General features: G+C 61.6%; 13 protein-coding genes. 9 read left to right on the top strand and 4 right to left on the bottom strand.

Annotation, left to right across the window (positions count from 1 at the left end; genetic code table 11):
- The 3 genes from JWR14_RS21930 to JWR14_RS21920 form a co-directional block, all read right to left on the bottom strand.
- The coding region (locus JWR14_RS21930; protein ID WP_299711415.1) for a 2Fe-2S iron-sulfur cluster-binding protein at window positions 1-311 on the bottom strand (311 nt) is incomplete at its 3' end.
- A gap of 5 nt (window positions 312-316) precedes the next feature.
- Window positions 317-910, bottom strand: a complete 594-nt coding sequence (locus JWR14_RS21925) for a YigZ family protein (protein WP_299711412.1) — start codon at window positions 908-910, stop codon at window positions 317-319.
- Between the two features lie 127 nt (window positions 911-1,037).
- Complete coding sequence (locus tag JWR14_RS21920) at window positions 1,038-1,583, bottom strand: GNAT family N-acetyltransferase (protein WP_299711409.1); 546 nt, start codon at window positions 1,581-1,583, stop codon at window positions 1,038-1,040.
- Between the two features lie 478 nt (window positions 1,584-2,061).
- On the opposite strand from JWR14_RS21920, the gene JWR14_RS21915 reads away from it, so the two are divergent.
- The 9 genes from JWR14_RS21915 to astE all read left to right on the top strand — a co-directional run bounded on the left by JWR14_RS21915 (window position 2,062) and on the right by astE (window position 12,179).
- Window positions 2,062-3,294, top strand: coding sequence for an EAL domain-containing protein (locus tag JWR14_RS21915; RefSeq protein ID WP_299711406.1), 1,233 nt, complete (start codon window positions 2,062-2,064; stop codon window positions 3,292-3,294).
- A gap of 33 nt (window positions 3,295-3,327) precedes the next feature.
- Window positions 3,328-3,756: a hypothetical protein gene (locus JWR14_RS21910; protein WP_299711403.1), complete on the top strand. Its 429-nt coding sequence runs from the start codon at window positions 3,328-3,330 to the stop codon at window positions 3,754-3,756.
- 215 nt (window positions 3,757-3,971) lie between these two features.
- Window positions 3,972-4,715 (top strand): ATP-binding cassette domain-containing protein, encoded by a 744-nt coding sequence (locus JWR14_RS21905; RefSeq protein WP_241202105.1) that lies wholly within the window; start codon window positions 3,972-3,974, stop codon window positions 4,713-4,715.
- Between the two features lie 246 nt (window positions 4,716-4,961).
- Window positions 4,962-6,173: an aspartate aminotransferase family protein gene (locus tag JWR14_RS21900; RefSeq protein ID WP_299711400.1), complete on the top strand. Its 1,212-nt coding sequence runs from the start codon at window positions 4,962-4,964 to the stop codon at window positions 6,171-6,173.
- Window positions 6,174-6,216: 43 nt separating this feature from the next.
- On the top strand, window positions 6,217-7,272 hold the full coding sequence (gene aruF / locus JWR14_RS21895; RefSeq protein WP_299711397.1) for an arginine/ornithine succinyltransferase subunit alpha: 1,056 nt from the start codon (window positions 6,217-6,219) through the stop codon (window positions 7,270-7,272).
- Window positions 7,269-8,330 (top strand): arginine N-succinyltransferase, encoded by a 1,062-nt coding sequence (gene astA, locus JWR14_RS21890; protein WP_299711394.1) that lies wholly within the window; start codon window positions 7,269-7,271, stop codon window positions 8,328-8,330. Before aruF ends, astA begins: the two co-directional genes overlap by 4 nt.
- Window positions 8,331-8,341: 11 nt before the next feature.
- A complete protein-coding gene (gene astD / locus JWR14_RS21885; RefSeq protein WP_299711391.1) occupies window positions 8,342-9,817 on the top strand; it encodes a succinylglutamate-semialdehyde dehydrogenase in 1,476 nt (491 codons plus the stop codon).
- Window positions 9,818-9,826: 9 nt separating this feature from the next.
- Window positions 9,827-11,170: an N-succinylarginine dihydrolase gene (astB, locus tag JWR14_RS21880; protein ID WP_299711388.1), complete on the top strand. Its 1,344-nt coding sequence runs from the start codon at window positions 9,827-9,829 to the stop codon at window positions 11,168-11,170.
- A complete protein-coding gene (astE, locus tag JWR14_RS21875; RefSeq protein ID WP_299711385.1) occupies window positions 11,154-12,179 on the top strand; it encodes a succinylglutamate desuccinylase in 1,026 nt (341 codons plus the stop codon). The genes astB and astE overlap by 17 nt, the downstream gene beginning before the upstream one ends.
- Here the strand turns inward: astE and JWR14_RS21870 are convergent.
- Window positions 12,174-13,052 carry an HlyD family secretion protein gene (locus JWR14_RS21870; RefSeq protein ID WP_299711382.1) on the bottom strand — a complete coding sequence of 293 codons (879 nt, stop codon included), beginning with the start codon at window positions 13,050-13,052 and terminating at the stop codon, window positions 12,174-12,176. The two genes, astE and JWR14_RS21870, sit on opposite strands and share 6 nt — an antisense overlap.
- Window positions 13,053-13,075 lie beyond the last annotated feature (23 nt).

Below are 13,075 nucleotides of genomic sequence, written 5' to 3'. Positions count from 1 at the left end.
GGATTCGGATTTTCCAGAAGATCTACTTGATCGATAGTCAGGTCGGACGTGGGTATCGCCACGCACGGCAGAATCCAGCCGGTGGCCTTTTCGTCCGCACTCAGACCCGGCCAGTCGATCCGGTACTGCACAGCGCCATTGAGCAGATGGCACAGGCACGCGCGGCACGTGCCGTTGCGGCACGAACTCGACAGGCGCAGCCCGGCAAGCGCGGCAGCTTCAAGGATCGTGGTCTTTCCGGTTGACGCGAACGTCCGCTGCGAGGGCAGCAGCGTGATCGTAAAAGAGCGTGGAAGATCGGCGGCACTCATGATGCTCACTGCGCTTTGGTAATGGCTGCGCGACCGTGGGTCAGGTCGCGGATAGCATCGGCCGCCTGGTCGCGCACGGCAAGCGGCATCTGGATCGACAGGCATACGGTCATACCGTAGCCCGGCTCATCGAGTGCATGGCCTTCCTGTTCGACCCAGCGCCGCACACGCGCTTCATCGGCGTAATCCACTTCTACTTGCAGCACGCCGAGCGCCACGCGTTCTATGCGTTCGGCCAGTTGCATCGTGGTTGCAATCGCGTCCGTATACGCACGGACCAGGCCCCCGGCGCCGAGCTTGATGCCGCCGTAGTAGCGCACGACGGCGGCCAGCACGCCATCCACTTCGTGATGGCGCAGCACTTCCAGGATAGGCCGGCCGGCTGTGCCGGAAGGCTCACCATCGTCGGACATGCCGGATTCGCCACCCGCCAGCAGCGCCCAGCAGACATGCGTAGCGCCGGGATGCCGGGCGCGCAGCGCATCGAGTTCGAGCATCGCGGCCGCGCGATCGGCGACAGGAATCGCCAGCGCGATAAAACGGCTTTTGCGAATATCGATTTCGGCACTGACGGGGGCGGCGAGGGTGTAAGTGGGCAACTAAAGCTCAGGCTGTAAGAGGGACGACGAGAGGGTCGTGGTGCAACGCAATGGTAGGGTGAAAGCGGTGTCGCTGCGAACTATCCGGCGATGAACCGCATGCACCCTCTGGTATGGCTTATATGGCTCATTTCTGTGGAATCAGCGCGTTGTCTTCGCCGAGGGATCGTTGCATCAGCACCGTGTCCACCCATTGGCCGTGTTTATAGCCGACCTTGCGCAACACGCCGACATGTTCGAATCCAAGACGCGCATGCAGTGCGATCGACCCGGCGTTGCCGCTGTTGCCGATCACGGCCACGAGTTCGCGCCACGGCCCTGCGTCGCAACGTTCGATCAGCGCCGTCAGCAGCGCGAGACCCAGACCACGTCCACCGAAACCATCGGCGATATAAACCGAATCTTCAATCGTGTGCCTATACGCCGATCTGGGCCGATACGCAGTTGCGTACGTGTAGCCCACCACCACGCCATCCATTTCAGCTACGAGGTAGGGCAGTCCCGCACCGGTGATTGCCGCGTGCCGACTGCGCATCTCGTCGACGCCCGGTGGCGTTTCCTCGAAGGTCGCGAGCGCATGCAGCACGTAGTGGGCATAAATGCGGGTGATCGTTTCGAAATCGGTAGCGTTCGCGTCGCGGATCGTGAGAGCGCCGGTTTCGTGCAATGCCATCGAGTGCCTCCATGGTTCTCAAGTGTTAATCGGCCAATGACGCGGCAAATGGCGGCCAATGATGGCCAACGAGAAAGATCATCAACTGAAGGTCTGATTTTCTCACGACTATCGGACTCATCCGCCAATTCCAAGACGTCTGCGCACGCGTGCCAGAAAAGCATCGAGCCGGCGTGCGCCAGCCCACCAAAGCGGGCATTTCCTGGGCCGCGAAGCATTGAAGCCCGATGTATCCCGCCGCTAAACTGGGCCGTTTGCAGGGGCCATGCAAGAAAACAGGGATACGGTTGTCAGCCAAGCGGACACGATTTACGGCGCGAGCAACCGGACCTGTATCAACGGCGCTAACGGCGCTATAGGCGCGAGCCACCCAACCTTGACAAAATCGGGCACGACACAGATGTCATCAGGTGCCTCATTAAAAGCCATCACGCAGCGCGCATCCGGCGCAAAGGCGTCGCGAAATGAAAAGCGCACGATGAGCACGTTCAAACACGGCGGACGCGTGGCGTTCCTGGCAGGTATCGTGCTGATTGCGGCGTTGCTGCCAGGCGTGTTGTGCGTCCTGTTTGCGCCCGGCGTGGATGAACGCGTCGCCGCCGCACGGGAAGCCGCTGCGCTCGAAAGCTACGTTGTGCGCATGGTCGACACCGGTGCGATCCGCCTGATCGCCAACACGCCCGTCGTGGCCGCACCGTCCCGGCTATTTGCGCAGTTTCCGCTACCCGGATTCGCCACTGCGGCGATGCCTGCGAACCCCGCTAACCCCGCGAACGCCAATGCGCCGCGTCGGGGCTTCGAATCAGCAAGCGCTGCAAGCGCCGCGAACACATCGGACGCGACGTTTGCTGAACGGCTGCGTGCGCTGCCCTGGACCTGGCTGCTTGCGGGCATCGCGAGCGGCCTGACGCTTTCCGCCTGGCTCGGCCTCTTGATGGTGCGCCGCCTGTCGCCGCTCGGCCAGCTCAGCGACGCCGTGCGCCGGCATCAATTCATCGTTGCGTATCAACCGATCGTCGACCTCGCCACGCGGCGCTGTATTGGTGCAGAAGCGCTGGTGCGCTGGAAGCACCAGAATCGCATCGTGCGTCCCGATCATTTCATTCCGCTCGCGGAACATCGTGGCCTGATCCAGGCCATCACGGACCAGGTATTCGATACAGTCCTGCTCGAACTGGGCGAGTTCCTGCAGCGCTACAGCGAGCTGTACATATCGATCAACCTGAGCGCGCCGGACCTGACTTCGCGGCGGTTCCTGGAGCGCCTCACGCCCGCGCTTGCGGCGGCGAAGATCGCGCCGCGGCAGATCCGGATCGAGGCGACCGAGCGCTGTTTCCTCGATGCCGACGCCGCCAAGGAAGTGATCCAGGCGTTCCGCGATGCCGGGCATCCGGTGTATATCGACGACTTCGGGACGGGTTATTCAAGCCTCTCGCACTTGCAGAATTTCCAGGTGGACGCGCTGAAGATCGACAAGTCTTTCGTCGATACCGTCGGTCAGGACTCGGCATCCAGCAGCGTGGCGTCGCACATTATCGACATGGCGCTGACGCTGCATGTCCAGGTGGTTGCCGAGGGGATCGAGCGCGAGGAGCAGGCGTGTTATCTGCGCACGCGCGGCGCCCAATTCGGGCAAGGCTGGCTTTTTTCCGCGCCGCTGACAGCGCCGGATTTTATTCGCTATGTAGGGCGCGGTCTGGCGACGGTGTAGGCTTGCCTCATTTTCCACTTCGGGGCAATGACCATGACCATCACCAGGATGACCGATCCGGTCGCGACCACGTTTCTTAAAGACGTGCGCCATCCGCTGCTGGCGCTGCACCGTAGCATCCTCGACGAATTGCGTACCCGCCACGAAGCCGAATTCGGCGCGGTGTCGCCCGGCGAGTTCCTGCAGATCGTGATTAACGGCAGCGCTTACAAATGGCTTGGCCCGCTCTCCACCCTGATTGCTGCGCTCGACGACGTACTCGACGACGACAAAGCCACGCCCGACGGCCGTATTGACATGGCGCACGCGGTCACGGCCATGTTCGGCGCGAAGGATCGCAATGCTGCTTTCGACGCCCAATACTTGCCGTTGCTCCAGACCAGTCCCGAGATCGCGATCGCCAATGGCCGTGTCGCGCAGCAAGTGCGGGGCGTGACGCCGGCGCCTGCCGCAAAGGATTGACCCTTGGGGCCGCTGCCGGGCGAGGGCGTTTGTCCCTATGCCTGCTCGCCGGCGGGTTTCGGTAGAATCCGCAGCCATGATCGACATAGGGCGGGGTATCAGACTCATGAGACCCGTCAGACCCATCTTCCGGGGAGAATGCGTTGGAATCATCCGCACAAAATGCTGCATCGGCCGCCGCGCAAAACGCCGCGGTCAAACTCGTCGCCCGCGATATCCACAAGCGCTTCGGCGAGAACGAGGTGCTCAAGGGTGTGTCGCTCGCGGCTAACGCCGGCGATGTGATCAGCATCATCGGCTCGAGCGGTTCGGGCAAAAGTACCTTCCTGCGCTGCATCAACTTCCTCGAACGGCCGAACGCGGGCGAAATCATCGTCGACGGCGAGCCGGTGCGCACGAAAGCCGATCGCATGGGCAATCTCGAAGTCGCGGACCACAAGCAGTTGCAGCGCGTGCGCACGAAGCTCGCGATGGTGTTCCAGCATTTCAACTTGTGGGCGCATATGACCTCGATTGAAAACGTCATGGAAGCGCCAATGCACGTGCTGGGGTTATCGAAGAAGGAAGCGAGCGAACGCGCGCGCGAATGCCTGGAGAAGGTCGGGCTGGCGCCCAAGGTGGAGAAGCAGTATCCGTCGCATTTGTCGGGCGGGCAGCAGCAGCGCGTGGCCATTGCCCGCGCGCTCGCCATGCATCCCGACGTGATGCTCTTTGACGAACCCACCTCCGCGCTCGACCCCGAACTGGTGGGCGAAGTGCTCAAGGTCATGCAGAAGCTGGCTGAAGAAGGCCGCACGATGATCGTCGTGACGCATGAGATGGGCTTTGCGCGCAATGTATCGAATCATGTGATGTTTCTGCACCAGGGCCGCACGGAAGAAGAGGGCGCGCCGGCTGAAGTGCTAAGCACGCCCAGGAGTGAACGGCTGAAGCAGTTCCTCTCCGGAAGTCTCAAGTAAGGCTGGTCTTGTCGGCGCGGTTACAAGGCCTTGGCGGGGCGATCGGCGCGATCGCTCCCTGGCCGGTTTTCAGCGACAAACCACGCGCCTAGGCCTTTCGGCTGACTTACAGGCGTCAATCCCCTGGAATACCATGAAACCTTGTCGCGTTCCCGCAAGACGCGCTGCCCGCGCGCGCCTACCATCTGGGAACGATGTGTAAGGTGGAACATAAGCTGAATACCCGAACAAGCAAAGGAGCGGTTCATGACGGATCTCAATGTAACGCGCGGTACGTTCGACGAAGTGATGGTGCCTCTTTTCTCCCCGGCGAATTTCGTGCCGGATCGCGGACTCGGTTCCCGCGTGTGGGATACGGAGGGTCGTGACTATGTCGATTTCGCCGGCGGTATCGCGGTGACGGCGCTGGGTCACGCGCATCCCGAACTGCTGAAAGTGCTCCACGATCAAGGTCAGAAGCTCTGGCATATCGGCAACGGCTATACCAACGAACCGGTGCTGCGGCTGGCGACTCGCCTCACCAACCTGACCTTCGCCGACCGTGCGTTCTTCGCCAATTCCGGCGCGGAAGCGAACGAAGCGGCGCTGAAACTCGCGCGCCGTTACGCTATCGACAACACCGGTCCGCAGAAAGTCGAAATCATCTCGTTCACGCAGTCATTCCACGGCCGGACGTTGTTCACCGTCAGCGTGGGCGGCCAGCCGAAATACGCCGAAGGTTTCGGCCCGACGCCGCAAGGCATCACGCATCTTCCCTATAACGACCTGGCCGCCGCCCGTGCCGCGATCGGACCGCAAACCTGCGCGGTGATCGTCGAGCCGGTGCAGGGCGAAGGCGGCGTGCTGCCTGCCGATCCCGCGTTCCTGCAGGGTCTGCGCGAGGCTTGCGATCAGCACGGCGCACTGCTGATTTTTGATGAGGTACAAACGGGCGTAGGCCGTACCGGCACGTTTTACGCGTACATGGGCTACGGTGTGACGCCGGACATCCTCACTACCGCCAAGGCGCTCGGCAACGGCTTCCCGATCGGCGCAATGCTGACCACCGACAAGATCGCCGCGCATTTCAAGGTCGGCGTTCACGGTACGACGTACGGTGGCAATCCGCTGGGCGCGGCTATCGCGGACAAGGTGGTTGAACTGATCAGCGACCCTGCCGTGCTAGAAGGCGTGCAGCAACGCAGCGCTGCGATCAAGGCGCATCTGAAGCGTATTGATGAGCGTTTCTCCGTGTTCAAGGAGATTCGCGGCAAGGGCCTCCTGATCGGCGCCGAACTCGCCGATGCCTACAAGGACCGCGCAAAGGACGTGCTCAACGCCGCCGCGAAACACGGCGTGATCATGCTGATCGCAGGGCCGAACGTGCTGCGCTTCGCGCCGTCGCTGATCATGCCCATGGCCGATCTCGACGAGGGTTTTGCGCGCATCGAAAAGGCCATCGCCGAGTTGGCGCATTGAGCGTGCGAGCTTCGGTCAATTCTTTCAATCAACGGAACCGCCGATGTTAATCGTCCGCCCCGCAAGACTCGCCGATCTCGACGCGCTCGAACGGATGGCGAATGCCGCGCATCCGGTGCTGCATTCGTTGCCGCGCGACCGCCGTGTGCTGGAAACGCGCGTTGCGCTCTCCGAAGATTCGTTTCGCGCGGAAGTCGAGTTTCCGGGCGAGGAGTTTTATCTGTTCGTGCTCGAAGAGACCACGACCGGCGCGTTGCTTGGCAGTTCGAGCATCGTGGCATCGGCGGGATATTCCGAACCGTTCTACGCGTTTCGCAATGACGCGCTGATCCACGCGTCGCGCGAGCTCAAGGTGAACCGCAAGATCCACGCGCTCACCATGTCGCATGAACTCACGGGCAAGAGCCGCCTGACGGGTTTCTATATTGACCCATCGGTGCGCGAAGCCACGCACGATGCCGCCGCGCATCTGCTTTCTCGCGCCCGCATGATGTACGTGGCCGCGAACCGCAAGCGTTTCTCCGACGACATTTTCTCGCTCATGCTCGGCGTCACCGATGAAGCGGGCGTATCGCCGTTCTGGGAAGCGGTCGGGCGGAAATTCTTTGGCCGCGATTTCGAGCAGGTCGAGCTTGAATCGGGCGGCCGCAGCCGTACGTTTATCGCAGAAGTGATGCCGAGTTATCCGCTCTACGTCCCGCTGTTGCCGCCTGAAGCACAGCGCGTGCTGGGCGAACCGGACGATGGTGCATTGCTCGCGTATGACATCCATCTTGAGGAAGGTTTCGAGCCGGACCGTTTCGTCGATATCTTCGATGCCGGCCCGGTTCTGACCGTCGCGGTGGAACGCAGCGCGTCCGTGCTGGCGAATGAAGTTCGCGCCGTGCGGACCGCGCAGGACGACACGGGCACGTCGGGCACGCCGTACCTGATTGCCGCTGGCGGCGCACACGCGTTTCGCTGTGCTTTGGTCAATCTGCCGTCCTCGCGCGCGACCGGTGCGCCGCTGTCTGCGGAACTGTGCGAGATTTTAAGCGTGAAAAATTCCGATACGGTGCGTTGTGTGCCGCTTCATCAGGCTTCGGGAGAATTGCAATGATCGTTGTCCGCTGCGTGCAGCCTGGAGATGTCGACGCGCTCGTCGCGCTCGCGCACGAGACCGGACCGGGACTCACCACCTTCAAGCCGGATCGCGATGCGCTGACCGCGCGCGTTGAACGTGCACGACGCACGCTAGCCGATGAGGCCGAAGCCTTCGAAGCGGGGTATCTGTTCGCGATGGAAGACACGGCCACCGGCGATATTGCGGGCGTGTGCGGTATTGAAACGGAAGTCGGGCTGGAGCAACCGTTTTATAACTATCGTGTGTCGACGGTCGTGCATGCCAGCCGCGACCTGGGCGTGTGGACCAAGATGTCGCTGCTCAACATCTCGCACGATCTCACCGGTTACGCGGAAGTCTGCTCACTGTTCTTAAGTCCGCGATATCGCACGGCCGGCGTGGGCGGTTTGCTGTCGCGCTCGCGCTTCATGTTTATCGCGCAATTTCGCGAGCGCTTCCCGGAGCGTCTGTGTGCCGAACTGCGCGGCCACTTCGATGAAAGCGGCGCGTCGCCATTCTGGCAGGCAGTGGGATCGCACTTTTACCAGATCGATTTCAACGCTGCCGACTATCTCAGCTCGCACGGCAAGAAGTCATTCCTCGCCGAGTTGATGCCGCGATACCCCGTCTATCTCGCGATGCTGCCGGAAGACGCGCAAGCGGCGGTCGGGTTGACGCATCGCGACACCATGCCTGCACGCAAGATGCTTGAAACGGAAGGGCTGCGTTATGAAAATCACGTCGATATCTTCGACGCCGGTCCGGTGCTCGAATGCCACGTAGCCGACTTGCGCACGGTGCGCGAGAGCGTGCTGGTGACGGTGCGCATTGGTGAGCGTGCAGAGCACGGTGAGGCTCGCAGCCTGGTATCGAATACGTCGCTGGATGACTTCCGCTGTGGCGCGACGTTTGGCGTGCCCGAGGACGGCAGCTTTTTGCTGACGCCGGAAGAAGCCGCTGCGCTGCGCGTGCAAGCCGGCGATACGGTGCGTGTACTCGCGTCGCAACCACGCGTGAAGCAAGCAACGAAGGACGCAACGAAGCAAGCAAGTTAAGGACAAGGATCATGACGAAGATTTCGACTCAATTGTTTATAGACGGCACGTGGACCGAGGGCACGGGCGCTCCGTTCGCGTCGCGTAATCCGGGTAGTGGCAACGTGGTGTGGGAAGGCGCGAGCGCGTCGGCTGAGGACGTTGAGCAAGCGGTTCTTTCAGCGCGACGCGCGTTCGCTTCGTGGTCCGCGTTGACGCTGGACGAACGCATAGCAATCACTCGGCGTTTCGCGGCGCTGCTGACGGAGCACAAGGAAACGCTGGCTCATACCATTGGCCTCGAGACTGGCAAGCCATTGTGGGAAGCGCGGACCGAAGTCGCGACGATGGCCGCGAAAGTCGATATCTCCGTCAAGTCATACCACGAACGCACCGGCGAGAAGCGCCAGGAAATGGCCGACGGCATAGCAGTACTTCGGCATCGTCCGCACGGCGTTGTGGCGGTGTTTGGGCCGTACAACTTCCCGGGACATTTGCCGAACGGGCATATTGTCCCGGCGTTGATTGCGGGGAATACGGTTGTGTTCAAGCCATCGGAATTCGCGCCCGGTGTGGCCGCGCTGACGGTGGATTTGTGGGCGCAGGCCGGCTTGCCTGGCGGTGTGCTGAATCTGGTGCAAGGCGAGAAGGACACCGGCATTGCGCTGGCGAATCATCGGCAGATCGACGGTTTGTTCTTTACCGGTAGCTCGGATACCGGCACGTTGCTGCATCGGCAATTCGGTGGCCGCCCGGAGATCGTGCTCGCGCTGGAAATGGGTGGCAACAATCCGCTGGTCGTGGCTCAAGTTGAGGACATCGATGCCGCAGTGCATCACACGATCCAGTCGGCGTACTTGTCGGCCGGGCAGCGCTGCACGTGCGCGCGTCGGTTGTTCGTTCCCGATAACGCATTCGGCGAGCGGTTCACCGAGCGCCTGATTGACGTGACAACGAAGATTAAAACAGGTGCCTTCGATGCCGACCCGCAACCGTTCATGGGCGCCGTGATCTCGGCGCGCGCGGCCGCGAAGCTCGTGCAGGCGCAGACGCGGTTGATCGAAGCGGGCGGAAAGCCGTTGCTTGAAATGACGCAACGTTCTGCACAGCTCGGCTTTGTCACGCCCGCGATCATCGACGTGACGAATGCGCGCAACGTCCCCGACGAAGAACACTTTGGCCCGATGCTGCAACTCACGCGCTACAGCAGCTTTGATCAGGCAATAGAGCGCGCCAACGACACCGCCTTCGGTTTATCCGCAGGCCTGTTAGCCGACGACGAAGCCGCGTGGACCCAGTTCCAGCACACCATTCGCGCTGGCATTGTGAACTGGAACCGGCCAACTAACGGCGCGTCTTCAGCGGCGCCGTTCGGTGGCATCGGCCGTTCCGGCAACCAGCGCCCGAGCGCGTTTTACGCAGCGGACTACTGCTCGTATCCTATGGCGTCCGTCGAAAGCACCCAGTTGCACATGCCCGCGAGTGTCTCGCCCGGCCTTCAGTTCTGAGGAACCACGATGCAAGCATTCGAAGCGAACTTCGACGGGCTGGTCGGCCCGACGCACAACTACGCGGGGCTGTCGTTCGGCAATGTCGCGTCACGCAGCAACGAGAAATCGGCCGCCAATCCGAAGGCTGCGGCGAAGCAAGGTTTGCGCAAGATGAAGCAACTGGCCGACCTTGGGTTTCACCAAGGTGTGTTGCCGCCGCTGGAACGGCCATCGCTCAAGTTGCTGCGTAGCCTGGGTTTCACCGGCGACGACGCTACGGTAGTCGAACGCGCTGCGCGAGAAGCGCCGGAGTTGCTGGCCGCCGCGAGTTCCGCTTCGGCGATGTGGACCGCAAACGCGGCGACGGTGAGCCCATCGGCGGATACGAACGATGGCCGCGTGCATTTCACGCCGGCCAATCTCAGCACGAAGTTGCATCGTGCGATCGAGCATGAAGAAACGCGCCGTTCGCTCTCGGCCATCTTCTCCGATGAGAAGCATTTCAAGATTCATCACGCATTGCCGGGCACGCCCGCGCTGGGCGATGAAGGCGCGGCAAACCACACGCGGTTTTGCAACGAGTACGGCGAGAAGGGCGTGGAGTTTTTTGTCTACGGGCGCAGCGAATACGCTCAGGGTTCGGCGGAACCGAAGCGTTTTCCCGCACGCCAAACGCTTGAAGCGAGCCGTGCGGTCGCTCGCCTTCACGGACTATCGGACGACGCCACCGTGTTCGCGCAACAACTTCCTGATGTGATCGATGCAGGCGTGTTTCATAACGACGTGATTGCCGTGGGCAACCGCAACACGTTGTTCTGTCACCAACGCGCGTTCCTGGATCAGGCTGGCGTGTACGACCAGCTTCGCGCGAAACTTGAAACGCACGGCGGTGCGTTCACCGCTATCGAAGTCCCGGAAGACGAAGTCAGCGTGGCCGATGCCGTCTCGTCGTATCTGTTCAACAGCCAGTTGCTGACGCGCCCCGATGGCCGGCAGGTGCTGGTTGTACCGCAGGAGTGCCGCGAAAACGAACGTGTCGCCAAGTACCTTGATTCGTTGAATGCACGGTCCACGTCCATTGACGACGTCCTCGTCTTCGATCTTCGCGAGAGCATGAAGAACGGCGGTGGTCCTGCGTGCTTGCGCCTGCGCGTAGTGCTCAACGATACGGAGCGGGGCGTAGTTAACCCCGGCGTGTGGATGAACGACACATTGTTCTCGCAACTCGATACCTGGATCGACACGTACTATCGAGACCGCATTGCACCTGGCGATCTCGCCGACCTGAAACTCCTCGATGAATCACGCACAGCGCTTGATGCGTTGACCGGCATCCTCAAGCTGGGTGCTATCTATGACTTCCAGCGCTGAGCCGGCCATGTTCGCGAACTTTCTCGACTTTGTGCTCGATGGAAAAAAACCAGCGCTGACGGAAGGCACGTTGCCAAGCGGCGTGAAGTGGACGTGGCTCGGCGACGGCATCGTTCGCTTTGAACCACAGAACGCGGTGCTGCAAAGTGTGGTGGCATCGGCGGGGATTCATGGCGATGAAACCGCGCCGATCGAAATTTTGTCGACGCTCGTCGCGGATATCGCAAGCGGCAAGACAGCGTTGAAGAGCCGCGTGCTGGTGATCTTTGGCAACATCGACGCGATGCGTGCGTCCTGCCGGTATCGCGATGACGATCTCAACCGGCTGTTCAATGGCCGCTATCTTGAGCTCGCGGCGAGTCATGAATCGCCGCGAGCAGCCGAACTTGAGAATGTTACTCGGGCGTTCTTCGCCGAAGCCGACTCAACCCACGCGAAGTGGCACATCGATATGCACACGGCCATCCGCCCATCAGTGTTCGAGCAGTTTGCGTTGCTGCCGTACACAGGTGAGCCGTTGTCACGCGCGATGTTCGACTGGTTGCAGGACGCGGGGTTGTCGGCGGTATTGCTGCACAAGGAGAAGTCGAACACGTTCACGCATTTCACGGCAGAACAATGTGGGGCGCTCGCATGCACGCTGGAGCTTGGCAAGGTGCGGGCATTCGGGCACAACGACCTGTCGCGCTTTGCGGCTTCAGACGCCGCGTTGCGGCGGCTGATCGCGGGACTTGCGCCGATTGCACCATCCGACCAGACATTGAAGGTGTTCACCGTCGTGGGACAAATCAACAAACAGAGCGAGGCGTTCAAGCTGCACGTGGCCGGCGATGTCGCGAACTTCACGCCGTTCGCGCGCGGCATGGTGCTCGCCGAGGATGGCGATTACACGTACGAAGTGCTGCGCGACGAGGAGCGCATCGTATTTCCAAATCCAACGGTCAAGCCGGGATTGAGAGCGGGGCTCATGGTCATCGACACGACTCGGGAAACATTCGACTCGTTATGAACTGCTCTGCTTGCCGGTGGGCAGCACGACCACGGTACACGTCGTCCCCGCAGCCAGCACGACATCCTCTGGCACCTCGTCGATATGAATCCGCACCGGCACGCGTTGCGCGAGCCGGACCCAGTTGAACGTGGGGTTGACATCGGCGAGCAGTTCGCGGCTCTGCGGATTGTCGCGATCGTAGATGCCGCGCGAAATACTCTGTACATGGCCCTTCAACACGCCTCCGCTCATGAGCCGCATCTCCGCCTGATCGCCAATACGCACACGCGGCAGCTTCGTTTCCTCGAAATATCCGTAGACCCAGAACGAATGACTATCGACGATAGCGAGCTTCGCTGCGCCCGTCGTCGCGTAGTCACCGCGATGCACGTTCAGGTTCGTCACGTAGCCGTCCACCGGCGCAAACACCTTCGTGCGTGCCAGATTGAGCTCGGCGGCCTCGAGCGCTGCCTGCGCTTGCTGCAAGTTCGCAGCGGCGCCGTACGCGGCCTGGCTTGCGTTATCGCGCGATTCCTTCGACACCACTTCGTTGTCGAGATCCGCCCGGCGAGCGGCGTCGTCGCGACGCATGCGTAGATCCGCCTGGCGGGCGGCGACGGTAGCCTGCGCCTGTTCGACGGCGATCTTGTAATGCGACGGATCGATCTCCATCAGCAGATCGCCCTTGTGGACGAGCTGGTTATCGGCGACCGGCATGGTCACGACCGCGCCGGAGACATCGGGCGCGACGTTGATCACATCCGCGCGCACGCGCCCGTCGCGGGTCCACGGCTGGTCCATGTAATGCACCCACAGCACGCGCCCGATCAAGATGGCCGCGCCGAAAATGAGCGCGGTCATGAAGAGGCCGAAAATTTTCCTGATGATCATGATGCGGTTTTAGTCCTTCAATA

Origin of the sequence: Caballeronia sp., from assembly GCF_028292365.1 — a bacterium.
Lineage (GTDB): Bacteria > Pseudomonadota > Gammaproteobacteria > Burkholderiales > Burkholderiaceae > Caballeronia.
The sequence above is the reverse complement of the archived record's forward strand: the minus strand, read 5'-3'. Positions and strand labels throughout refer to the sequence as shown.

Coding starts and splice junctions, on each gene's coding strand:
- JWR14_RS21920 (WP_299711409.1), bottom strand. CDS start 1,583: ATGGCATTGCACGAAACCGGCGCTCTCACGATCCGCGACGCGAACGCT.
- JWR14_RS21915 (WP_299711406.1), top strand. CDS start 2,062: ATGAGCACGTTCAAACACGGCGGACGCGTGGCGTTCCTGGCAGGTATC.
- JWR14_RS21910 (WP_299711403.1), top strand. CDS start 3,328: ATGACCATCACCAGGATGACCGATCCGGTCGCGACCACGTTTCTTAAA.
- JWR14_RS21900 (WP_299711400.1), top strand. CDS start 4,962: ATGACGGATCTCAATGTAACGCGCGGTACGTTCGACGAAGTGATGGTG.
- aruF (WP_299711397.1), top strand. CDS start 6,217: ATGTTAATCGTCCGCCCCGCAAGACTCGCCGATCTCGACGCGCTCGAA.
- astA (WP_299711394.1), top strand. CDS start 7,269: ATGATCGTTGTCCGCTGCGTGCAGCCTGGAGATGTCGACGCGCTCGTC.
- astD (WP_299711391.1), top strand. CDS start 8,342: ATGACGAAGATTTCGACTCAATTGTTTATAGACGGCACGTGGACCGAG.
- astB (WP_299711388.1), top strand. CDS start 9,827: ATGCAAGCATTCGAAGCGAACTTCGACGGGCTGGTCGGCCCGACGCAC.
- astE (WP_299711385.1), top strand. CDS start 11,154: ATGACTTCCAGCGCTGAGCCGGCCATGTTCGCGAACTTTCTCGACTTT.
- JWR14_RS21870 (WP_299711382.1), bottom strand. CDS start 13,052: ATGATCATCAGGAAAATTTTCGGCCTCTTCATGACCGCGCTCATTTTC.